Below are 23,857 nucleotides of genomic sequence, written 5' to 3' on the forward strand. Positions count from 1 at the left end.
ATCTGTCTGGCAAGCGTGTGCTGGCGGTGCCGGATAAGCGTCGTGAGATTGACCCTGAACGCAAGCTCAAGGTAGTCGGCGCTCGGGAAAACAACTTGAAGGGCATCGACGTTGAGATCCCGCTGGGCGTGCTTTGCTGCATCACCGGTGTATCGGGTTCTGGCAAGTCCACTGTGGTCAACCAGATTCTGGCAAAGACGCTGTCCAACAAGCTCAACCGTGCGCGCCAGGTGCCAGGCCGCGCCAAGCGCGTCGAGGGCGTCGAGCACCTCGACAAGCTGGTGCAGGTGGACCAGAGCCCGATCGGCCGTACCCCGCGTTCCAACCCGGCTACCTACACCGGTGTATTCGACAAGATTCGCAACCTCTTTGCGGAGACCCAAGAGGCAAAGGTGCGCGGATACAAGCCAGGCCGTTTCTCCTTTAACGTCAAGGGTGGTCGCTGCGAGGCCTGCCAGGGTGACGGCACGTTGAAGATCGAGATGAACTTCCTGCCGGACGTTTATGTCCCGTGTGAGGTCTGTGAGGGTGCGCGCTATAACCGTGAAACCCTGGAGGTCCTCTACAAGGGCAAGAACATCGCTGAGGTCCTCAATATGCCTATCTCCGAGGCCGCCGAGTTCTTCGAGCCGATCACCTCGATTCACCGTTACCTCGCCACGCTTGTCGACGTCGGACTGGGTTATGTTCGCCTGGGTCAAGCGGCCACCACGCTGTCTGGCGGCGAGGCGCAGCGCGTAAAGCTTGCTGCTGAGCTGCAAAAACGCACCAAGGGGCGCACCGTCTACATTCTGGACGAGCCAACCACGGGCCTGCACTTCGAAGACATTCGCAAGCTCATGCTGGTTATCCAAGGGCTGGTGGACAAGGGTAATTCGGTTCTTATCATCGAGCACAACCTTGACGTGATTAAGGCCGCTGACTGGATCGTGGACATGGGCCCCGAAGGCGGAAATGGCGGCGGTCGCGTCGTAGCCGAGGGCACACCAGAAGATGTCGCAAAGGTGGAAGGCTCCTATACAGGCCAGTTCCTGAAGGAGCTCCTGTAGTCGCCTCTGGCAGTGAGCGCGCAATTAGTTGCGCGTGGCGATTTGGCTCTGCGGGAAGTGGGGGTTATACTAATCAGCACTACCGCCCGTAGGGCCTTCTCCAGGAGGTCACGGGTCACAAGCGGAGTTTCTCCCACCTGAAGCCGCGAATCTCTTTGGTTCGAAGGATAAAGGTAAAAGGGTTGAGGTTAATACCTCGGCATTTTTGTGAGAACTCCCGGCTGCCTTATGGCAGACCGGGTTTTTCGTTTGTGGTCTCGGTAGGCACATCACTAACCCACCCCCTTAATCGAGGAGAACCACAATCAGCGCTGAAGCTCGCATCAATGAGCGCATCCGAGTACCCGAGGTCCGTCTAGTTGGCCCCGGTGGTGAACAGGTGGGCATCGTCCGTACTGATGATGCTCGCAAGCTTGCATATGAAGCAGACCTTGATCTTGTTGAGGTTGCACCTAATGCAAAGCCGCCCGTAGCCAAGATTATGGACTACGGAAAGTTTAAGTACGAGCAGGCTCAGAAGGCTCGCGAAGCCCGCAAGAACCAACAGCAGACTGTGGTCAAGGAACAGAAGTTCCGTCCGAAGATCGATGATCACGATTATGAGACCAAGAAGGGCAACGTGGTGCGCTTCCTGGAGAAGGGTTCCAAGGTCAAGGTAACCATCATGTTCCGTGGCCGCGAGCAGTCGCGTCCGGAGCTTGGTTTCCGCCTGTTGGAGCGCCTCGCCGAGGATGTCGCTGAGTACGGCTCCGTCGAGTCCCGCCCCAAGCAGGATGGTCGCAACATGACCATGGTTCTGGGACCCGTCCGCAAGGGCAAGAAGTAGACCAAACTCCACTTAGGATTTAAGGACTTAATTCTCATGAAGCAGAAGACCCACAAGGGCACCGCCAAGCGCATCAAGGTGACCGGTTCCGGCAAGCTGCGCCGTGAGCAGGCTGGCCGCCGCCACCTGCTGGAGGGCAAGCCATCCAAGCAGACCCGTCGTCTTAAGGGCACCAAGGACGTTGCACCTTCCGACGTCAAGCGCGTAAAGCGCCTGCTCGGCCGCTCCTAATTAGCGCCGAATCAACCCACTTACTAGACCCACACAAGATAAGGAAGTAATACTGTGGCACGAGTAAAGCGCTCAGTTAACGCCAAGAAGAAGCGTCGCGCGATTCTGAAGTCCGCTAAGGGCTACCGCGGCCAGCGTTCCCGCCTGTACCGTAAGGCTAAGGAGCAGTGGCTGCACTCCATGACTTACGCTTACCGCGATCGTCGCGCCCGTAAGTCTGAGTTCCGTAAGCTGTGGATCCAGCGCATCAACGCCGCTGCCCGCATGAACGACATCACCTACAACCGCCTCATCCACGGCCTGCGCCTGGCTGAGATCGAGGTTGACCGTAAGATCCTCGCTGAGCTCGCAGTCAACGACTTCGAGGCGTTCTCCGCACTGTGCGAGGCCGCCAAGGCTGCTCTGCCGGAGGACATCAACGCTCCGAAGGCTGCCTAATTAAATAGGTAAGCGCAAAGCGTATTGCTTTTAAAGCTCCCGCTACTACTTTCCGTCAATTTTGGCGTGAAAGGGTAGGGGGAGCTTTTATGTTGTGTTGTCTGCGCGTCTAGCTGTTTGGGGATTTTTCCCCAGCTATCTATACCCATCTAGGAAATCGCAGTTAGCTCGTGCTAATTTGTCTGTGACACACGGCGCGGACTTTTCCGGCGTGTACTCCTTTTCATCTTTTGCCCATTTCTCAGGAGCCTTCTATGACCTATCCAAACAACGGAACCCCTCAAGGCTACGGCAACCAGCCGCAGAACCCGTTTGGCCAGCAGCCGCAGCAGTTCAACAATAACGCTCCTACGCCTGCTCCATACCAGGGCGGTCAGCCACAGTTCGGCCAGGCCTACCCAGTTCAGCAGTACCCAGCAGGCGTTGAGCAGAAGTCCTGGGTTGCAGCGATGCTGCTGGCTTTCTTCTTCGGATACTTGGGCGCACACAACTTCTATTTGGGCAAGACCAACCGCGGTATCGCACAGCTGATTACCTTCGTGGTTTCCGCTGTGACCCTCATCGTGATCATCGGCTTTTTCATCGGTGGCGCCCTCGAGATCTGGGCATTCGTCGAGTTCATCATGATCATCGCTGGTGCCGGCGGCTACGACCGCGATGGCCGCGGCATTCCGCTGCGTCGCTAAGCGTTTGCTCACTTAAGCCCGCGCTCTAATACTTGCCCACTACGGCTTTTGCTGTGGTGGGTTTGGTGGTTTTCTGGGGCTTTTGATGCTTTTTGGGTGTGGCTTAATCCTTTTGGTGCGTGGGCCGTATGCGCTGCTAGATTGGGGTCTATGGAATTGGACTTTGAATCTGCTTTTACTGAGAGAACCCCGCGCATCGTTAATGCGGTCAAGCTGCACCGCGCAGCCAATAGGCGCAAGGCCAAGCAGTTCATCATTGAGGGCGAAAATGCGGTGGACGCGGCAGTATCCACCGGTGCCGCAACCGATGTCTTCGTCACCGAGAAGGCAGCCGAGCGTTTCGCAGACATTGTCACCGCTGCCGGCTACATGGATGTCTACGTCCATCCCATCACGGATAAAGCAGCGCGCCATATGTCCGATACCGCAAGCACCGCCGGGCTCTTTGCGCTCTGCAAGCCGGTGCTGTGGTCAGTGGGCAAGATTCTCAACGCCAAACCACGTCTGGTCTCGGTTCCGGTCTTGACCTCGGAGCCAGGCAACGCGGGTACCCTGATCAGGACTTCTGACGCCATGGGCGCCGACGGCGTCATCTTCGCCGGCGAGACCGTGGATCCCCTGGGCTGCAAGGTGGCGCGTTCCTCAGCAGGTTCGCTCTTCCACGTTCCCGTTGCGCGCGACCCTAACATCAAGGACGTCCTGGGGCAGTTGCGCAAGTCCGGCATGCAGATTCTTGCCACCGCAGCCGACGGCGAGGTCGACCTTGCCGAGGCAGATCTCAGCCAGCCCACCGCGTGGCTATTTGGCAACGAGGCACACGGGCTAGGGGAGCTGCTCGACGAGGCAGACATGCGCGTGCGCATTCCTATTTTGGGCCGCGCGGAGTCGCTGAATCTCGCCACCGCCGCGTCTATCTGCCTTTACGAATCCGCGAAGTCTCATAGCCGCTAGCTGGTGCCCCTGCTGGCTTCTTGTGACGGTCACTACGGTATGATTAGCGCCGTTAGTTCTCGCGCAAGAAGAAGGTTTCAAGGCACGTGTCCGACACATCTCAGATCGAATTGACCGAAGCCGCGCTGGGCGCGGCTGCCGATTCCGCCATAGCTGCATTTGACGCTGCTACAAGCCTCGATGAGCTGGCTGCCGCTCGCCGTGAGCACTTGGGCGAGCAGGGCTATATCCCACAGGCACGCACCATGCTTGGCAGCCTGCCAAAGGACCAGCGCAAAGACGCAGGCAAGAACGTCAACATGGCGCGCGGGCGCGTCGAAAAGCGCTTTGCCCAGGTCCAGCAGCAGCTGGAAGCAGAGGCCCGGAAGGCACAGCTGGCGGCAGAAACCGTTGACGTGACCATCCCGACCACCCGCAACCAGACCGGTGCGCTTCACCCAATCACCGCGCTTTCGGAGCGCATTGCCGACATCTTTGTTGGCATGGGCTGGGAGATCGCCGAGGGGCCTGAGGTTGAGGCTGAGTACTTTAACTTCGACGCACTGAACTTCAAGCCTGACCACCCGGCACGTACCCTGCAGGATACCTTCCACGTGGGTAAGGAAGACTCCCGTCAGGTTCTGCGTACGCACACCTCGCCGGTGCAGGTACGCACCATGTTGGACCGCGATGTTCCGCTCTACATTGCTTGCCCGGGCCGTGTCTTCCGTACCGACGAGCTCGATGCCACCCACACTCCAGTCTTTCACCAGGTCGAAGGCCTGGCAGTGGACAAGGGGCTTACCATGGCACACCTGCGCGGCACTCTGGATCACCTGGCGAAGGTGCTGTTTGGTCCAGAGACCAAGACGCGCATGCGCACCAACTACTTCCCATTCACCGAGCCTTCCGCTGAGGTTGACGTCTGGTTCCCGAACAAGAAGGGCGGCGCTGGTTGGATCGAGTGGGGCGGCTGCGGCATGGTCAACCCGAACGTCCTGCGAGCAGTGGGAGTTGACCCGGAGGAATACACCGGATTTGCTTTCGGCATGGGCCTGGAGCGCACCCTGCAGTTCCGCAACGGCCTGACCGATATGCGCGACATGGTCGAAGGCGACGTTCGTTTCACCCTGCCGTTCGGCGTCCAGGCATAACCGTTTACCCCGCAATTAGGAAGGAATCTAGACACAATGCTTATTTCCCAGAGCTGGGTAACCAGGTTGCTTGGCGCGAAAAATCCCGGCTGGTCCGTCACTCCGGAAGAACTCGACGCTGGTTTCGTTCGCGTCGGCTTTGAGACCGAGGGCTACGAGGGACTGCCGGAAATCACCGGCCCGCTCGTTATCGGCCACGTTGACTCCTTCGAGGAGCTCGAGGGCTTCAAGAAGCCCATCCGCTACTGCCAGATCAATGTCGGCGATGCTAACGGCACCGGCGAGCTCCAAGGCATCATCTGCGGCGCTCGTAACTTCCGTTTGGGGGACTACGTCGTAGTTTCCCTGCCAGGTGCTGAGTTGCCAGGCGGCTTCAAGATCTCCGCACGTGAGACCTACGGCAAGATCTCTGCGGGCATGATGTGCTCCGCGGCCGAGTTGGGCATCGCTGAGAAGTCCGATGGCATCATCACCTTGAGCGAGGAGTTCGCGGACAAAGTCGGCCAGGATGCCCGTCCATTCTTGGGACTGGACGATACTGTCTTCGACGTCAACATCACTCCGGACCGTGGCTACGCGCTTTCCCTGCGCGGCCTCGGCAGCGAGGTTGCCTCTGCCTTCGGCCTTGATTACGCTTGCCCGGCGCAGGACCCATCCGTTGCTGGCATCGATGTCAGCGCCGTGCCGGAGGCTAGCGGCACCCTCATCAACGTTGACCTGCGCGAGGAAACCAAGGCACAGCGCTTTGGCCTGCGGAAGGTCACTGGCATTGACCCGACCGCGCGCACTCCGTTCTGGATGGAGCGCGAGCTCATGTTGGCAGGCCAACGCCCTGTTAACCCAGCAACCGACGTAACCAACTACGTCATGCTGCTGCTCGGCCAGCCGATGCACGCTTTCGACGCCGATCAGATTTCTGGTGACCTTGTTGTACGTAACGCGCAGGCAGGGGAGAAGTTCGAGACCCTCGACCACGTCGAGCGCACCCTCGACGCCGAGGATGTAGTCATCTGCGATGACAACAACATCCAGTCCCTGGCCGGTGTGATGGGCGGAACGAGCTCGGAGATTACCGAGGGCGAAAACGGCACCACCAACGTCTACTTCGAGGCCGCAAACTGGGATTCCATCACCGTGGCTCGCACCTCGCGCCGCCACAAGCTCTCCTCAGAGGCATCCCGCCGCTTCGAGCGAGGCGTAGACCCGGCAATCGTTGAGGTTGCACTCGACGTCGCCTGTGCACTGCTCGTGCAGATCGCTGGCGGCACCATCGAGGCCGGCCGCACCCTGGTCGGCGAGGTCGCTCGTCCGCAGCAGATCACCATGCGCGCTACCAAGCCGAGCGAGTACGCCGGTGTTGACTACTCCCGCGAGACCATCGTGAGCCGTCTGCAAGAGGTGGGCTGCGAGGTTGAGGAGTCTGGTGACAACCTGCTGGTTACTCCGGCTACCTGGCGCACCGACATCACCATGGACGTTGACCTCATCGAAGAGGTTCTGCGTCTGGAGGGCTTGGAAGATATCCCGACCATCCTGCCGACCCCAGTTGGTGGCCGTGGTCTGACCCCGGCTCAGAAGCGTCGCCGCGCTATCGGTCACGGCCTGGCATATGCAGGCTACGCTGAGGTGCTGCCTTCGCCGTTCATCGCCAACAACACATTCGATGTCTGGGGCCTGGAAGGCGATGACGAGCGCCGCAAGACCGTTTCCGTGCAGAACCCGCTCGAGTCAGATAAGGCAATTCTGAGCACCACCTTGCTGCCGAACATGCTCGAAGCAGTTGCACGCAACGTTGCTCGTGGCCGTAATGACCTCGCGCTGTACGGCCTGCAGCAGGTTTCCTTCAAGCGTGCGGATGCTTCCGCAATGCCTTCCGTTGAGGAGCGTCCAAGCGACGCCGTCGTTCAGGAGCTGCGCGACTCCCTTCCGCATCAGCCGCTGCACGTGGCTACCGTTGCTACCGGCAACGTCGAGCACGAGGGCCCATGGGGCAAGGGCCGCGTCTACACCTACGCCGATGCCATTGAGTCTGCGCGCCTGGTCGCTCGCGCGGCCGGCGTAGAGATCGAGGTAGTGGCTGCCTCCGAGCTGCCGTGGCACCCGGGCCGTTGCGCAGCGATTAAGGCTGTTGTGGGCGGCGAGAGCATCGTCGTGGGCCATGCAGGCGAGCTACATCCAGAGGTCCTCGAGGCACTGAACCTGCCGGCGCGGACTTGCGCGATGGAGATGGATGTAAACGCGCTGCCTACTGAGGAGATGTTCCCAGCTCCGGTTCTGTCTGCATTCCCGGCACTTCACCAAGACATCGCGTTGGTAGTCGACGAAGACACTCCTGCTGAGTCGGTGCGTAAGGTCGTGGAGGAAGGCGCCGGCGAACTTCTCGAGGGCGTTGAGCTTTTCGACGTCTTCCGCGGCGAGCAGCTCGGTGAGGCCAAAAAGTCACTCGCCTTCCAGCTGATCTTCCGTGCCTCCGACCGCACGCTGACCGACGAGGAAGCAAACGAGCACCGCCTGGCTGCCGCACAGCTCGCCGAGCAGCGATTGGGCGCTCAGATGCGCGCTTAAGCTCGGTTCAGCTGCCGAACTCTAGCTCGTCGTAAAAGGGCCGCGCAGATCACCTTTTCTATGGGGTGGCTGCGCGGCCCTTTTTTAATGAATCCTTAACCTTGTGAGCTAAACTTACTCCCGCTATTGAACGTGACTTAAGGCCGGCAGTTTCTCTCTCGCTGCTGGGAAAGTAGGTGCTGGTGCTAGAGTATGCCGTCTTCTATTTCACTATCTGCATGCTGCTAGCCAGCGTCCTGGTCGCCGGCGTCTGCGTGGGATGCCTGGTGGCCACCCGCTCCCAGGTTTTTAAACTGTTGGCGGTATTCTTCGGTGTCTATGCCTTCGATATAGCGCTTGTCTTTCGAACGCAGTTCATCCACGGCGGAATGGCTAACCGTGAGGTTTCTGTTTACGCAATTACGGCGCCTTTCGAGTCGATATTGCTGGGTGGCGTGATGATGGCTGTGATGGCCATCGTGGTGCAGCGCTACTTAAATGGCTGGCGCTTTCTGCCGCATGCCTGCGTCGGGCTGTTCCTGATAGGCAGCGTCGCGGCCTTGTGGGCAGTAGAGGACCCGGCACTACGCCAGTTCTTTTTCTTCAACATGCGGCCTATCACGCTGGCATTTCTGCTTTGCTATGGCTTTGGCTGCTACTTGCGCGCGAATGATCCCGCGGAGCGCGCACGCCTTTATTCCTACCGCCATCTCTTCTTCCAGGTCGCTATCTGTGCCGTGCTGGTGGTGGCAGAGAACGTTTACTATCAGCTCATCTTTGACTGGGAGGCTGCCGGGCCCGATGTGCTCTCATTCTTGCCGGAGCGCAATTTTATGGAAAACGTTCTGATCGTTGCCATCGGCTGGGCGGTCATCTCTCATGCGCGAGTGGTTCTGCGCCACGTTGGTGCGGATGCGGCGGTTAAGCCAATCGCAGATGCGGCAACGGATGACTTTCATGAGCGCAGCCTTGAGCGCTTTTCGGAGGCCCATGGCCTTTCGAAGCGCGAGCGTGAAGTGGCCGGCCTGGTGCTTGCCCGCAAGAGCAATCGCGAAATCGCGGACGAACTCGGCATCTCGCTTTCTACCGTAAAGGTCCACGTTCACAATATTTTAAAAAAGTCATCCTACGAGTCTCGTGACCTATTGGTTGAGGGGTACTGGTCAGGGGTAATGTAACCGGCTTTTGTTCGCGTTTGGGTAGCGGTTTAAACCGGGTGAATTTGTACGTTGTGCTACCGTCTCTAGGAAAAGAGATGGATGTCACAATCTAAACCTTGCGTGGAAACCTGCACTTCAAAGGCGGTTTAAATCGGGTTTAGTGGCGGCCAACGCCGGATTTAATGAAAAATTAACTCGATTAGCGCTTGCTCGGGTGGGGAAATCGAGTCACGATAAAGCCAGAACTTCAGATGAGAAGCACAAGGCTTCCGGGTTCGGCCGGCGCACCCCATGAGCGTGAATTGAAGGGGAGTAGCCGGAGTGAAAATAGGGTAAAAGGCCCTATTAAAGAAAGGAGTTGGCAACAATGCCAGTAAGCCTCAGCGGACGTAACTTCCTCAAGCTTTTGGACTACACCCCAGACGAGATTCGCTACCTTATCCGCCTCTCCAAGCAATTCAAAGAAATGAAGATGGCCGGTGTGCCGCACCGCTACCTCGAGGGCAAGAACATCGCCCTCCTCTTCGAGAAGACCTCGACCCGTACCCGCTGTGCATTCGAGGTTGCCGGCTCCGACCTCGGCATGGGCGTTACCTACTTGGCACCGGATAGCTCGCAGATGGGCAAGAAGGAGTCCATCGAGGACACCGCTCGCGTGCTAGGCCGCATGTATGACGGCATCGAGTACCGCGGCTTCGCTCAGGAAATTGTTGAGGACTTGGGCGCAAACGCAGGCGTTCCAGTTTGGAACGGCCTGACCACCGAGTTCCACCCAACCCAGATGATTGCAGACATGCTCACTGTAGAGGAGAACTTCCCACAGGGCCTGAAGGGTCTGAAGCTGGTCTTCATGGGCGATGCAGGCAACAACGTTGCAAACTCCCTCATGGTTGTCTGTGCAAAGCTCGGCATGCACTTCGTCGCTTGTGGCCCGAAGGCACAGATGCCAGAAGATGGCCTGGTCGAGGAGTGCACCAAGATTGCAGCCGAGACCGGCGGCTCCGTCACCCTGACCGAAGACGTCAAGGAAGCCTGCACCGACGCTCACGTCATCTACACCGACATCTGGCTGTCCATGGGTGAGCCAGCTGAGCTCTGGGAGGAGCGCGTCAAGCTGCTCGAGCCATACCGTGTCACCAAGGATGTCATGGCAATGGCTGCCGACGACGCCATCTTCATGCACTGCCTGCCTTCCTTCCACGACGTCAAGACCGTTATTGGCAAGGAAATCTCCGAGAAGCTCGGAGTTAGCGAGATGGAGGTCTCCGACGAGGTCTTCGAGTCCGCTTACTCCAAGGTCTTCGATGAGGCAGAGAATCGTCTGCACACCATCAAGGCGGTCATGTACGCCACCTTGTCCTAGAAAATCAAGGTCTTTTCATCAGGAGAAAGTGCAATGGATAAGCGACGTGTTGTCGTTGCCCTAGGTGGCAACGCCCTTGGAAACACCCCAACCGAGCAGCTGGAAGCAATCCGCCAGACCGCCGACTCAATCGTTGACCTCATCGAGGCCGGCCACGAGGTCGTGGTTACCCACGGCAACGGTCCACAGGTTGGCATGATCAAGGTTTCCTCCGACTTCTCACACCAGCAGGGAACCACGCCAGAGATTCCTTTCGCCGAGTGCGGTGCAATGTCCGAAGGCTACATCGGATACCACCTCCAGCAGGCCATTGAGAATGTGCTGCGCATGCGGAACCTAGAGCGCGACTGCTATTCCCTCATCACGCAGACGGTTGTCGACGAAAAGGACCCGGCTTTTGATAACCCAACCAAGCCCATCGGTGTGTACTACAGCGAGGAAGAGGCAAAGCGGTTGGCTAAGGAAACCGGCAACACCTACGTCGAGGATTCCGGCCGCGGCTGGCGTTGGGTCATTGCCTCGCCACTTCCTATCGAGGTTGTAGAGGCAAGGAGCATCGCCAACATCCTGGGCTCCGGTGGCATTGCCATCGCAGCCGGTGGCGGCGGCATCCCAGTCGTCCGCAAGGAAGGCCAGCTCAGCGGTGTCACCGCAGTCATCGATAAGGACCGCACCGCGGCTCTTATCGCTCAGCAGATTGAGGCAGACACCCTGTTGATTCTCACCGCAGTTGACTACGCCTACGCCGGCTTTAACACCCCAGAACAAAAGGCTCTGGAGAAGGTCACCGTTGACGAGGTAGAGAAGCTGATTGATGATGCAGCCTTTGCACCAGGCTCAATGCTGCCGAAGGTGGAAGCATGCTTGGAGTTCGCCCGTTCGGGCGCCGGCCGTCGAGCAATCATCACCTCGCTCGAACATGCCGGTGAAGCCATGACTGGTTCCGTCGGAACCGTTATAACCTCTTAGGAGAAGTTTATTGGCCGGGTAAGACAGTATGTGCTGGCTTCCCCGGCCTTTTATGACATGAAAGGAAGGCGCCATGACCGCGCCAATGAAAGAGAAGGATACAGACCGCAAGAAGAGGCGGAGGTTCCACTTCTCAGTTCCGTCTGCTTTTACGATTCTGTTTGCCCTGACGGTTATTTCCGCAATCGCCACCTGGCTGGTTCCGGCAGGCTCGTATTCGAAGCTGATGTATGACCCTGACTCGGGCAAGCTGAACGTGACCAATCCTGATGGTTCGGTCGACGTTCTGGACGCTACGCAAAAGACTCTCGATAGCTTGGGCGTGCAGATCAACATCGATCAGTTCACCTCTGGTGCACTGACGCAGGCAGTTTCCGTCCCGGGCACTTATGAGCATGTCACGCAGAACCCGGCTGGTCTGTGGGATATCCCGGTCAGCATGGTGCAGGGCACCATTGAGGCTGTTGACATCATCGTGTTCATCCTCGTGCTGGGCGGCCTCATTGGCGTGGTCCGCGCAACGGGCGCTTTCGAGTCGGGCCTGGTCGCACTGACCAAGAAGACGAAGGGGCACGAGTTCCTGCTCGTCGTCGTGGTCTCCGTGCTGATGGTCATGGGCGGTTCCGCCTGTGGCCTGGAGGAGGAAGCTGTTGCTTTTTACCCAATCCTCGCCCCAATCTTTATCTCGCTAGGCTATGACGCCATCGTCGTGGTGGGCGCCATCTTCCTGGCAGGTTCCATGGGTACGGCGTTCTCTACGATTAACCCGTTCTCGGTTGTTATCGCGTCGAACGCGGCGGGTATCAACTTCACAGACGGCATCGTATGGCGTCTGGTCGGCTGTGTCGTCGGCGGCATCGTGGTGATTAGCTACATGGCTTGGTATGCGCGTCGCCTCAAGGCAGACCCGAACTTCTCCTATGTCCTGGAGGATAAGGAAGTCTTTGAGGGCCAGTGGTCCATGGACGCCACCGGTGACGTTAAGAAGTTCGACCTTCGTCAGAAGGTCATCCTCATCCTCTTCGCTATCGCGTTCCCGTTGATGGTCTGGGGTGTTATGTCCCAGGGCTGGTGGTTCCCAACGATGGCGGCCGCATTCCTCACGGTGGCCCTGGCCATCATGTTCATTGCGGCAACCGGTGAGAATCGCTTGGGCGAAGCTGAGCTTTGCGACGCCTTCACTGAGGGTGCTTCCAGCCTGGTCGGCGTTTCCCTGATTATCGGTCTGGCCCGCGGCATCAACCTGGTGCTCAATGATGGTCATATCTCCGATACACTGCTGAACTCTGCAACCAACCTGGTTGAGGGAATGCATGGTCCAGTCTTCATCATCATGCTGATGATCATCTTCTTCCTGCTGGGCTTCGTTGTTCCTTCCTCCTCCGGCCTAGCTGTGCTGTCCATGCCGATTATGGCGCCGCTGGCAGATACGGTGGGCATCGACCGTTGGATTGTGGTCTGTGCTTATCAGTGGGGACAGTATGCAATGCTGTTCATCTGCCCGACCGGCCTGGTCATGGCAACGCTGCAGATGCTGAAGATGAAGTACACGCACTGGCTGCGCTTCGTCTGGCCGATGATGGTCTTCCTTCTGGTCTTCGGCGGCATCATGCTGGTAACTCAGGTGCTGATTTACTCCTAAGCTGTGGCTCGAGGGTGGAGGCCCTCAGGCTCAGTGTTTAGTGCCTCCCGCTTGGCTTTCTTCTCCACTCAATTGTTAGAGGAGGGCCGCGGGAGGCACTTTGCGTTTTGGAGCGATATAAAAGACTCCTCGTATATATTGCGGCGCCTTGCATAACTTGTTATTGTTTCCCGCATGAGTATTTCAGTAGCCATCGCGGGCGTTTCCGGATATGCAGGCGGCGAGATTCTGCGCCTGCTCTTGTCCCATCCAGCATATTTGTCCGGTAAGCTGCGGATTGGCGCCCTCTGTGGGCACTCCACAGCCGGGCAACCGGTGGCGCAGGTCGTGCCAAATGCGCCGCAGGTGTGGGGGAATACTATTCAAGACATTGCGGCGGAAAACCTGCTTGGGCATTCGGTGGTCTTCCTGGCGCTGCCGCACGGACACTCGGCGAAGTTGGCGCGGGAGATTGAGGCGGCGTCGCAAAGCACCGGCGTCGCCGTGCCGGTGTTGATTGATTGCGCGGCCGATTTCCGCCTCCGGAGCGAAGAGGACTGGCGGGAGTTCTATGGTGGGGATTACGCGGGCGCATGGCCCTATGGCATCCCAGAGCTGCCTGGAAATCGCGCACAGCTGCAGGGGGCATCGCAGGTAGCGGTGCCGGGATGCTTTCCCACCGCCGTGACTTTGGGTGCTGTGCCGGCCTTGGCGCAGGAGCTCATCGAACCTGAGCTCAACGTGGTTGCGGTTACTGGCGTTTCCGGCGCAGGCAAGAAGGCCGCAGTGGGGTTGCTTGGTACTGAGACCATGGGCAGTTTGCGCGCCTATTCGCCGGGCGGCACGCACCGCCATACCCCGGAGATGGTGCAGAACCTGGCGCCTTTCGTGCACGGTGACGCTGAGCTCAACCTCAGCTTTACTCCGGTCTTGGCCCCGCTGGTGCGGGGGATTTTGGCCACTATCAGCGCTCCTCTTGCCGGAGGAGTGGATGCCTCCCAGGTGCACAAAGCCTTCGCGGACTTCTACAAGGACGAGCCTTTTTGCTTGGTTTTGCCAGAAGGAATCCAGCCAGAAACGCAGAACGTAGTGGGCTCCAACATGGTGCATATCCACGCTCATGTGGACGGTCGTGCCCGACGATTGCTCATCACTGTTGCGCTCGACAATCTGACCAAGGGCACCGCCGGTGCCGCCGTTCAATGTATGAATCTCGCGCTAGGGCTTGAAGAAGCCGCCGGCCTGCCACAAGCGGCCGTCGCGCCCTAGGCGGTTATTAATAGCCACCTTTTTAATTAGGAGAAGATCATGTCACTATCACCCACCACGCCAGGAGTGCCCGTGACCAAACCAACTGGCGTTACCGCGCCGAAAGGTTTTGTGGCGGGAGCAACCACTGCTGGGATTAAGCCATCTGGAAAATCAGATATGGCGCTCGTTGTAAATCAAGGCCCACATTTTAATGCAGCGGCGGTATTTACCCGCAACCGGGTCGTTGCCTCACCGGTAAAACTTTCCAAGGCCGCCGTCGCAGACGGGCAGGTAAGGGCCGTGTTGTATAACTCGGGCAACGCCAACGCCTGTAACGGGAAGCAAGGCGACAAAGATGCCCAAGCCATGGTGGATGAACTTGCTGCTCTAACTGGAATTGTCGGGCAAGATATCGCTGTATGCTCCACAGGGCTGATTGGCGAGCCTTTGCCGATGAATAAAACATTGGGCGGCGTTCGCGGCGTCGTGGGGCAACTCAGCTCAGAAGGAGGTCACGCTGCCGCCGAGGCGATAATGACCACCGATACCGTGGCGAAGGAAGCTGTGGTGCACGGTGGTGGATGGACTTTGGGTGCGATGGGCAAGGGCGTGGGCATGATGGCGCCCTCGCTTGCAACGATGCTCGTGTGCCTGACAACCGACGCCGCGGCCACGCCTGCCGCGCTGCAGCAAGCGCTGCACAGTGCATGCGATGCGACCTTCAATACCTTAGATATTGATGGCTCGACCTCGACTAATGACACCGTCATCATCTTGGCAAATGGTGCATCGGGCATCGAGCCTTCGCAGGAAGAGCTCGACGATGCTGTTCTTAAAGCCTGCGCCGACATTGCGGACCAGCTGCAGGCCGACGCGGAAGGGGTGACCAAGCGCGTCAAAATCACCGTCGAGGGCACCACTGACGATGCACAGGCGCTTGCCGCTGCGCGGACGCTGGGCCGGGATAACCTTTTCAAGTGTGCGATGTTTGGCTCCGATCCCAATTGGGGCCGCGTCCTGGCGGCAGTAGGCATGGCGGACGCAGATATGGATCCGGAAAACATTTCTGTTGCCTTCAACAATCAGCCTGTCTGTATCAACTCCACGGGCGCGCCCGGCGCGCGCGAGGTGGACCTTTCAGGAATCGATATTGACGTCCACGTTCACTTAGGCCTTAACGGGCCAGGCCGAGCATTTGTACGGACTACGGATCTGTCTCATCAGTACGTCGAAATCAACTCGGCCTATAGCTCTTAGCTTCGGGGAATAGGCAAGGCGAGGAGACTATGCAGACTTTAACGAACGTGGAGCGGGCCACGGTCTTGGCGGAGGCACTGCCGTGGCTCCAGCATTATCGCGACAAAATAGTCGTGGTGAAATATGGCGGCAACGCCATGGTGGATGAGCGGCTCAAGGGGCGTTCGCGGCAGACATGGTGTTTCTGCGCGCGGTGGGCGCGAAGCCGATTGTCGTCCACGGCGGCGGCCCGCAGATCAACCAGATGCTGGGCAGGCTCGGCATCGAGGGGGAATTCAAAGGTGGCTTTCGGGTAACCACCCCGGAGGTTATGGAGGTCGTACGGATGGTCTTGTTTGGACAGGTGGGCAGGGGATTGGTCAACCTTATCAACTCCCACGGGCCCTACGCGGTGGGCACCTCGGGCGAGGACGCAGGACTATTTCGCGCCCAAAAGCGCCTTGTCAACATCGATGGGCAGCTGACAAACATCGGTTTGGTCGGCGATATTACTGATGTCAACCCCGAAGCCTTGATGGACATCGTGGATGCAGGAAGGATTCCCGTTGTGTCAACCATTGCGCCCGGTAGGGATGGCGAGGTTTATAACGTTAATGCAGATACCGCGGCGGGTGCGCTCGCTAGCGCTGTGGACGCGGAAAGGCTCGTGGTCCTAACCAACGTGGAGGGCCTTTATACCGACTGGCCAGATTCCGATTCTTTGGTCTCCAAGATTGAGTGCAGCAAGCTTTCGCAGCTCTTGCCCACCTTAGGCAGCGGGATGATCCCCAAGATGGAGGCCTGTCTTAAAGCAGTGGAGGCAGGGGTAAATGCGGCACACGTTATCGATGGCCGCACCGAGCATGCGGTGGTCCTAGAGCTGCTGACCTCCGGCGGCATCGGAACGATGATTCTGCCTGATAACTATGACCGCGCTGATTATCCGGAAGGAACGGTCTTTAGAAAGGACGATAACGCATGACTTCGCTTATAAAGCAGTGGAACGAGGCGATCACGAATACCTACGGCGCTCCGCCGCTCGGATTGGTCTCAGGTGCAGGATCTACCGTGGTTGATGAAGAGGGAAAGTCCTACATCGACATGCTGGCCGGCATTGCGGTCAATTCACTAGGCTACGGGCATCCTGCCGTAGTTCAGGCGGTAAGCCAGCAGGTGGCTAAGTTGGCGCACGTATCCAACCTTTTTGCTAGCGAGCCTGTGGTTGAGGTTGCGCAGAAGCTCAAGGCTCGGGTGGGCGATAGCGATGCCCGGGTATTCTTCTGCAACTCCGGTACCGAGGCCAACGAGGCCGCATTCAAGGTAGCGCGCTTGACTGGAAAGAAGCGGGTGCTGGCGGCGCACCACGGGTTCCACGGGCGTACGATGGGCGCGCTCGTGATGACGGGGCAGCCGGGCAAACGAGCGCCTTTCGAGCCGCTGCCAGCTGGCGTGGAATTTTATCCCTATGGCGACATTGAATATCTGCGCACATTGGTGGAACAGGACCCAGCCAATACCGCGGCAATCATTTTGGAGCCTATCCAAGGCGAGACCGGAGTGATTCCCGCGCCGTCTGGATTTCTGGTTAAGGTGCGCCAGTTATGCGATGAATACGGGCTCCTCTTGATTGTTGATGAGGTTCAGACTGGCGTCGGGCGTACCGGTGACTTCTTCGCTTTCCAGTCCGCGGGAATTTTGCCCGATGTGATCACCATGGCCAAAGGCTTGGGGGCAGGCCTGCCCATCGGCGCGACCATCGTACGGGGCGCGGCGAAGGATTTGCTTACTCCGGGTAGCCACGGCACGACCTTTGGCGGCAATCCCGTTGTGTGTGCGGCGGCAAATGCGGTACTGGACACTATCGATGCCGCGTTCATTGCTGAGGTACGCAACAAGGGAGAGCGGCTCGCAGAACGCGTAGCTGCGTTGCCTGGCGTAGTAGAAGTGCGCGGTCGCGGCCTGATGTTGGGCGTGGTTCTGGAACGCCCTGTGGCTAAACAGGTGGTCAGCGCCGGCTTCAAGCACGGAGTAATTGTGAATGCGCCGAATGATTCCGTCGTGCGTTTGACGCCGCCGCTGGTGATTGAAGAGGCAGAGCTGGACGCCGCGGTTAACCGCTTTGCGCTGGCGTTTTCCGACGCCACCGTCAGCTAAAGCACCACGTGTCCGGCGTGAGGTTTATGCTCGGGAATATGAAGAACCTAAACACCACAAAGCTTGTTTGTATTGGCCTGGGTCACGTTGGATCCTCGGTCCTTGCTTATGCCATGGAGTCTGGCCTTTTCGCGGATATCGCCGCAATCGATGTCAACGATAAGGTGGCACACGGTGAGGCGCTGGACCATGATCAATCCACCGGCGTGCCTGGCGTTGACCATATCCACGTCCACGCCGGTACCTACGAGGACTGCGCCGATGCTGATCTCATCATCGTATCTGCCGGTGCGTCCATGCAGCCGGACCCGGACAATCCGGGTTCTGCTCCTGACCGTGCCGAGTTGGCAGTTTCTTCCGGCCACGTTATTCGCAACGTCATGGAAGGCATCACTGCCCATACGCGTGAAGCGGTCATCCTGTTTATCACCAATCCTTTGGACGCAATGGTTACCCTTGCGCACCGCGAGTTCGACTCCCCGCGCGAGCTACTCTTTGGTACCGGTACCATGCTCGATTCAGCGCGTCTGCGCTGGGCTGTAGGGCGCGAGCTCGGTATCGATCCCAAGTCTGTCACCGGTTACATGATGGGTGAACACGGCATGACTGCCTTCCCAGTGCTGTCGAAACTGAACGTCCAAGGCTTGGGCTGGGAAGAACTTGAAGAGCTCCATCACGGCTCGCTACCAGGTAAGGAAGAGCTCAAAGAAACCGTCGTCGGGGCGGCCTACGACGTCTTCAATGCAAAGGGCTGGACCGACGCTGGTGTGGCACGTTCCGCGGTAGCGATTGCGCGATCGATCATGCTGGATGAGAAGGCGGTTCATCCGGTCTGCTCCATGCTGGAGGGGGAATACGGCATCGACGATGTTGCGCTTTCCATGCCATCGGTTGTCGGCCGCGGTGGAGTCGAAAAGCGCTTGGCCCCCAAGCTCAATGAATGGGAGACCCAGAAGTTGGCTGAGTCCGCAAGCTATATCCGCGCAACTTTCGAGCGTGCGCAAGGTTAATGGCGCCCGCCGGGACAATTCCGGAATCCTTCACGCTGAAGGTTTATGCTTGAAAGCGAATTTAATGCACTAAGACTTAGTGCATTTGAGGATATCGGATTGCCGGCATGAGTTTTAAGGAGAATTCTTTAGCGATGACAACGACGCCGACCACGCGCAATGCGCGCCAAGCCAAGATCCTGGAAATTCTGGATCGCACCCGCGTCACCAGCCAGGTGCAGCTTTCTGAGCTGCTGCTTGATGAAGGAATCGACATTACCCAGGCAACCCTTTCGCGCGATCTTGACGAGCTTGGTGCGAAGAAAGTAAAGCGCGGTGGCGGGCGTTCCTTCTATATGGTCGGCGGCGAGCTGGAGCAATTCGAAGACCAGCTTAACGGACCCCGCGAGAAGCTGCGCCGCATGCTCGACGAACTTGTTGTCTCGCATGATCATTCAGGAAACATCGCCATGCTGCGCACTCCAGCCGGCGCTGCGCAGTATTTGGCTTCCTTTATTGACCGCGTTGGTTTGAGCGATGTAGCCGGCTGTATTGCTGGTGACGACACTATTTTCGTCCTCGCCCGCGAGTCGACCACCGGCGAGGAACTTGCGAAGAAGCTCACATCACGCGACGTTTAGGTTTTATACGTTCTATCGTATAATATTAACGGTAGCTCGAAGATAACCTAAGGAGAATGATTATGAGCGCACGTGTTGTACTGGCTTATTCCGGCGGGCTGGATACGTCCGTGGCGATCCCTTACCTGGCTAAGATGACCGGCGGTGACGTTGTTGCTGTTTCTCTTGACCTTGGCCAGGGTGGCGAGAATATGGAGTCGGTACGCCAACGCGCCCTCGATTGCGGCGCGGTCGAGTCCATCGTTATTGACGCGAAGGATGAATTCGCAGAAGAGTACTGCCTGCCTACCATCAAGGCTAACGGCATGTACATGAAGCAGTACCCGCTCGTTTCTGCGATTTCCCGCCCGCTTATCACCAAGCACCTCGTGAAAGCTGCGCAGGAGCACGGCGGAACACACGTTTCCCACGGTTGCACTGGTAAAGGTAACGATCAGGTCCGCTTCGAGGTTTCCTTCCGCGCACTCGATCCTTCGCTAGAGATCATCGCGCCAGCGCGTGACTACGCCTGGACTCGTGACAAGGCAATCGCCTTCGCAGAGGAGATCAACCTCCCGATTGAGCAGTCCGCATCCTCGCCATTTTCTATTGACCAAAACGTGTGGGGCCGGGCGGTAGAAACCGGCTTTTTGGAGGATCTGTGGAATCCGCCAACAAAGGATCTTTACGCCTACACCGAGGATCCGGCATTGGGTAACGCCCCCGATGAGGTCATCATTTCCTTTGAAAAAGGCAAGCCCGTCGCCATCGACGGCAAGCCGGTGACCGTTCTGGAAGCAATCGAAGAGCTCAATCGCCGCGCGGGTGCACAAGGCGTCGGCCGTCTCGACATGGTTGAGGACCGGCTCGTGGGCATCAAGTCCCGCGAGGTCTACGAGGCCCCGGGGGCCATGGTGCTCATCAAGGCTCACGAGGCGCTGGAGGATGTCACCGTCGAGCGTGAGCTCGCACGTTATAAGCGCCTGACCGACGCTCGCTGGAGCGAAGAGGTCTACGACGGCCTCTGGTACTCGCCGCTGAAGCGTTCCCTGGACGCCTTCATCGAGTCCTCCCAGGAGAACGTCACCGGCGATATCCGCATGGTTCTCCACGCCGGCACCGCAACTGTCAATGGTCGCCGCTCGGGTGAGTCTCTGTACTCCTTCGACTTGGCCACCTATGACACTGGCGACGCCTTCGATCAGTCCGCGGCCAAGGGCTTTGTCCAGCTGCACGGCTTGTCCACCCAGATCTCCAACCAGCGTGACCGCGACGGCGGCTTCCCAACCGGAAAGAAATAATGCATAAGACTAACGAGGGCGCATTGTGGGGCGGCCGCTTTACCGGCGGCCCGTCCGAGGCAATGTTTGCCCTGTCCGTATCTACTCACTTCGACTGGGTCTTGGCGCCATATGATGTCCTGGCTTCCAAGGCACACGCCAAGGTGCTGCACAAAGCAGGCCTGCTTTCCGACGCCGACCTGCAGACCATGCTCGATGGCCTGACACAGCTGGGGGAGAAGGTAGCCTCCGGCGAGTTTCGCCCGTTGCCCACCGACGAGGACGTCCACGGTGCGATGGAGCGCGGGCTTATCGACATCGTCGGGCCTGAGGTCGGCGGCCGCCTGCGCGCGGGTCGTTCCCGCAACGACCAGGTAGCAACCCTGTTTCGCATGTGGGTCCGCGATGCCATTCGCGATATTGCTCTGCAGGTCACTGACCTGGTGGATGCTTTGTCTCAGCAGGCAGCAGCGCACCCGGAGGCAATCATGCCGGGTAAGACTCACTCGCAGGCAGCGCAGCCGATCTTGTTGGCACACCAGCTGCTGGCGCACGCGCAACCTTTGCTTCGCGACGTCGATCGCTTAAAGGATCTGGACAAGCGCCTTGCTGTATCGCCTTATGGCTCTGGCGCGCTTGCGGGTTCTTCGCTGCACCTCGACCCAGAGGCAATAGCTACGGAGCTGGGCTTCGATTCTGCTGCGGAGAACTCTCTGGACGGAACCTCATCGCGTGACTTTGCCTCGGAGGCAGCTTTCGTCTTGGCACAGATCGCGGTCGATATGTCTCGCCTGGCGGAAGAAATCATCTATTGGTGCACTCCGGAATACGGTTACGTCACCCTGGATGATGCTTGGTCGACCGGTTCTTCCATCATGCCGCAGAAGAAGAATCCCGATGTTGCGGAGCTAACCCGTGGTAAGACGGGCCGCCTCATTGGCAACCTTTCCGGATTGCTGGCCACACTGAAGGCACAGCCTTTGGCCTATAACCGTGACCTGCAAGAGGATAAAGAGCCGATTGTTGACTCGGTGGCGCAGCTCAATCTGCTGCTGCCAGCCATGACCGGCCTGGTTTCTACCTTGGAATTCCACGAAGACCGCATGCGTGAGCTTGCCCCACGTGGATTCACTCTGGCAACGGACCTCGCCGAGTGGATGGTTCGCCAAGGCGTTCCGTTCCGCGAGGCACATGAGGCTTCGGGCGCGTGCGTTCAGATTGCCGAGGCAAGGGGAGTGGACCTGGTGGACCTCAGCGATGAGGAGCTCGCCGGCGTCGATAAGCGCTTGCTCCCTGCAGTGCGTGACGTACTCACCATCGATGGTGCGGTGGCCTCGCGTTCTACCAAGGGTGGAACCGCAGGTATGCGGGTCGCTGAACAGCGTGAACGCGTTGACGAGATTGCCGCGGAATTTAAGAAATGGGCACAGGCTTCGGTGATCCCAGAAGCTTAAGCCAGTGGAGCCGGTCATCTTCAGGGAGTGAAGACGGCCGGCTTTTCGCTTGTGCATTTCGCATCGCTGGGTTGGAGCCGCCGGCCGAAGCGCCGAGTGTAGGATTAACGCCATGAGTCTTGATCCACAACTTCTAGAGATTTTGGTCTGCCCCCAAGATAAAGGGCCGCTGACCTATAACGAGGATGCACAGGTTCTGGTCAATGAGCGTCTCGGCATTGCCTATCCCATCGAGGACGACATCCCAGTGATGCTAGCTGATCACGCAAAAGCATGGCCTGCACAAGCAGAGGCCTAACAAACTTTTCTGCACCTCGAATCTAGGAAGAAATTAGGAAGACCTTTATGAACATTATTGACGAGCTGTCTTGGCGCGGCCTCATCAACCAGTCCACCGACCTCGACGCACTGCGCGAAGAGTGCGAAAAGCCGATTACCCTGTACTGCGGTTTCGACCCGACGGGGGATTCCCTTCACGCAGGGCACCTAGTGCCGATGATTATGCTGCGCCGCTTCCAGGAATTTGGCCACCGTCCGATCACCGTTGCTGGTGGTGCGACCGGCACTATTGGTGACCCACGCGACGTCGGCGAGCGTTCCATGCTCAGCATGGACGTCATCGAGCAGAACCTGCAGGCAATCCAGAAGCAGCTGCGTCGTTTTGTGGACTTCGAAGGCGAGAACGCCGCCATCATGGTTAACAACGCTGATTGGACCATGAACCTTTCCGTTATCGACTTCCTGCGTGATATCGGAAAGAACTTTTCGCTGAACACGATGCTTGACCGCGATACCGTCAAGCGCCGCTTGGAATCCGACGGAATTTCCTACACCGAGTTCTCCTACATGCTTTTGCAGTCCAACGACTACGTACACCTGCACCGTGAATACGACTGCGTGCTGCAGATCGGCGGCGGCGATCAGTGGGGCAACATTGTCTCTGGTGTCGATCTGAACCGTCGCATGGATAACGCTAAGGTCCATGCGCTCACCGTTCCGCTCGTTACCGACGCCCAAGGCCAGAAGTTCGGTAAGTCCACCGGCGGCGGCAAGTTGTGGCTGGATCCTGAAAAGACCTCTGCTTACTCCTGGTACCAGTACTTCCTTAACGCTGGCGACTCTGTCGTCATTGACTACCTGCGTTGGTTCACCTTCCTGACTCAGGAAGAAATCGCGGAGTACGAGAAGGCCGTGGCGGAAGAGCCATACAAGCGCGCTGCGCAGCGTCGCCTGGCTCAGGAGATGACCAACATGGTTCATGGTGAAGAGGCAACCAAGGCAGTCGAGCTTGCTGCCCAGGCACTCTTCGGTAAGGCGGAGCTTAAAGAACTGGATGAAAAGACCCTGGCGGGTGCGTTGTCTGAAACCACAGTCGCTGAGATTACGGAAGGCGAGCCGCGGACCATCGTTGACCTTCTGGTGGCTTCTGGTCTGGCTGACTCCAAGGGCGCTGCACGCCGCACCATTAAGGAAGGTGGCGCTTACGTCAACAACCAGCGCATTGAATCGGATGACTGGGAGCCTGCAGCAGAGGACCTACTGCATGGCACCTGGCTCGTCCTACGCCGCGGCAAGAAGAACTTTGCGGGCGCACGCCTGGCTTAAAGGCCTCTAGCGCGACAAGTCGTGAGAACCGTCCACCAAAGGTGGGCGGTTTTCGTGTTTGACCTGGCGATTTGTCAACCTTTAGGGGCGTGCGTATATTTATCGAAGTCGCCGCGACAAGCGGTCGGCGGAGAGATTAACTCTTGGTTGACAAGATATCGACTTGTTAGCTAAAGTATGAACTCCAGTCGCTTAGAGAAACAGCAGGTTAAATGTTGTTGAACTAATGCGAATGATGTCTGAGAACTCAATAGTGTGCCGATGTACTTTTTCTGCATTGTGTGGTTGATTGTGATT

Annotated in this window: 21 protein-coding genes and 1 pseudogene; all 22 read left to right on the forward strand. The window is 58.2% G+C overall.

The features are described 5' to 3' along the window. A partial coding sequence (locus HMPREF2724_RS13325; protein ID WP_246818248.1) for an ATP-binding cassette domain-containing protein occupies positions 1–1,049 on the forward strand: 1,049 nt, incomplete at its 5' end. A gap of 304 nt (positions 1,050–1,353) precedes the next feature. Continuing rightward, positions 1,354–1,875: a translation initiation factor IF-3 gene (infC, locus tag HMPREF2724_RS10440; protein WP_082778602.1), complete on the forward strand. Its 522-nt coding sequence runs from the start codon at positions 1,354–1,356 to the stop codon at positions 1,873–1,875. A 36-nt stretch (positions 1,876–1,911) separates the two neighbouring features. Then, complete coding sequence (gene rpmI / locus HMPREF2724_RS10445) at positions 1,912–2,106, forward strand: 50S ribosomal protein L35 (RefSeq protein WP_046646844.1); 195 nt, start codon at positions 1,912–1,914, stop codon at positions 2,104–2,106. 54 nt (positions 2,107–2,160) lie between these two features. After that, entirely contained in the window at positions 2,161–2,544 is a 384-nt protein-coding gene (gene rplT / locus HMPREF2724_RS10450) for a 50S ribosomal protein L20 (protein WP_061922666.1), read from the forward strand. A 254-nt stretch (positions 2,545–2,798) separates the two neighbouring features. Continuing rightward, positions 2,799–3,230 (forward strand): TM2 domain-containing protein, encoded by a 432-nt coding sequence (locus tag HMPREF2724_RS10455; protein WP_070588513.1) that lies wholly within the window; start codon positions 2,799–2,801, stop codon positions 3,228–3,230. A 150-nt stretch (positions 3,231–3,380) separates the two neighbouring features. Further along, entirely contained in the window at positions 3,381–4,181 is an 801-nt protein-coding gene (locus HMPREF2724_RS10460; protein ID WP_070588516.1) for a TrmH family RNA methyltransferase, read from the forward strand. Between the two features lie 86 nt (positions 4,182–4,267). After that, entirely contained in the window at positions 4,268–5,314 is a 1,047-nt protein-coding gene (gene pheS / locus HMPREF2724_RS10465; RefSeq protein ID WP_070433183.1) for a phenylalanine--tRNA ligase subunit alpha, read from the forward strand. 36 nt (positions 5,315–5,350) lie between these two features. Continuing rightward, a complete protein-coding gene (gene pheT / locus HMPREF2724_RS10470; protein WP_070588519.1) occupies positions 5,351–7,879 on the forward strand; it encodes a phenylalanine--tRNA ligase subunit beta in 2,529 nt (842 codons plus the stop codon). Between the two features lie 176 nt (positions 7,880–8,055). Further along, entirely contained in the window at positions 8,056–9,036 is a 981-nt protein-coding gene (locus HMPREF2724_RS10475) for a helix-turn-helix transcriptional regulator (RefSeq protein WP_070498547.1), read from the forward strand. Positions 9,037–9,385: 349 nt separating this feature from the next. Next, entirely contained in the window at positions 9,386–10,381 is a 996-nt protein-coding gene (gene argF, locus HMPREF2724_RS10480) for an ornithine carbamoyltransferase (protein WP_070498545.1), read from the forward strand. A 33-nt stretch (positions 10,382–10,414) separates the two neighbouring features. Continuing rightward, complete coding sequence (gene arcC, locus HMPREF2724_RS10485; RefSeq protein WP_070588523.1) at positions 10,415–11,350, forward strand: carbamate kinase; 936 nt, start codon at positions 10,415–10,417, stop codon at positions 11,348–11,350. Positions 11,351–11,423: 73 nt separating this feature from the next. After that, complete coding sequence (locus tag HMPREF2724_RS10490; RefSeq protein ID WP_062038954.1) at positions 11,424–12,992, forward strand: YfcC family protein; 1,569 nt, start codon at positions 11,424–11,426, stop codon at positions 12,990–12,992. A gap of 174 nt (positions 12,993–13,166) precedes the next feature. Continuing rightward, entirely contained in the window at positions 13,167–14,240 is a 1,074-nt protein-coding gene (gene argC / locus HMPREF2724_RS10495; protein ID WP_070588524.1) for an N-acetyl-gamma-glutamyl-phosphate reductase, read from the forward strand. 72 nt (positions 14,241–14,312) lie between these two features. Beyond that, positions 14,313–15,479, forward strand: a complete 1,167-nt coding sequence (gene argJ / locus HMPREF2724_RS10500; protein WP_235591044.1) for a bifunctional glutamate N-acetyltransferase/amino-acid acetyltransferase ArgJ — start codon at positions 14,313–14,315, stop codon at positions 15,477–15,479. A gap of 29 nt (positions 15,480–15,508) precedes the next feature. Beyond that, positions 15,509–16,440: pseudogene (gene argB, locus HMPREF2724_RS10505) on the forward strand (acetylglutamate kinase). Then, complete coding sequence (locus HMPREF2724_RS10510) at positions 16,437–17,612, forward strand: acetylornithine transaminase (protein ID WP_070588525.1); 1,176 nt, start codon at positions 16,437–16,439, stop codon at positions 17,610–17,612. The pseudogene argB and the gene HMPREF2724_RS10510 overlap by 4 nt, the downstream one beginning before the upstream one ends. A gap of 38 nt (positions 17,613–17,650) precedes the next feature. Beyond that, complete coding sequence (locus tag HMPREF2724_RS10515; RefSeq protein WP_141748375.1) at positions 17,651–18,622, forward strand: lactate/malate family dehydrogenase; 972 nt, start codon at positions 17,651–17,653, stop codon at positions 18,620–18,622. 107 nt (positions 18,623–18,729) lie between these two features. After that, on the forward strand, positions 18,730–19,242 hold the full coding sequence (locus HMPREF2724_RS10520) for an arginine repressor (protein WP_256374596.1): 513 nt from the start codon (positions 18,730–18,732) through the stop codon (positions 19,240–19,242). A 62-nt stretch (positions 19,243–19,304) separates the two neighbouring features. After that, positions 19,305–20,522, forward strand: coding sequence for an argininosuccinate synthase (locus tag HMPREF2724_RS10525; protein WP_070498538.1), 1,218 nt, complete (start codon positions 19,305–19,307; stop codon positions 20,520–20,522). Continuing rightward, positions 20,522–21,955, forward strand: coding sequence for an argininosuccinate lyase (gene argH / locus HMPREF2724_RS10530; protein WP_061922624.1), 1,434 nt, complete (start codon positions 20,522–20,524; stop codon positions 21,953–21,955). The genes HMPREF2724_RS10525 and argH overlap by 1 nt, the downstream gene beginning before the upstream one ends. A 112-nt stretch (positions 21,956–22,067) precedes the next feature. After that, on the forward strand, positions 22,068–22,253 hold the full coding sequence (locus HMPREF2724_RS10535; protein WP_061922621.1) for a Trm112 family protein: 186 nt from the start codon (positions 22,068–22,070) through the stop codon (positions 22,251–22,253). A gap of 47 nt (positions 22,254–22,300) precedes the next feature. Then, a complete protein-coding gene (tyrS, locus tag HMPREF2724_RS10540; RefSeq protein WP_061922618.1) occupies positions 22,301–23,560 on the forward strand; it encodes a tyrosine--tRNA ligase in 1,260 nt (419 codons plus the stop codon). The last annotated feature ends 297 nt before the right edge of the window (positions 23,561–23,857 follow it).

It is taken from the genome of Corynebacterium sp. HMSC071F07, assembly GCF_001810285.1.
Lineage (GTDB): Bacteria > Actinomycetota > Actinomycetes > Mycobacteriales > Mycobacteriaceae > Corynebacterium > Corynebacterium simulans.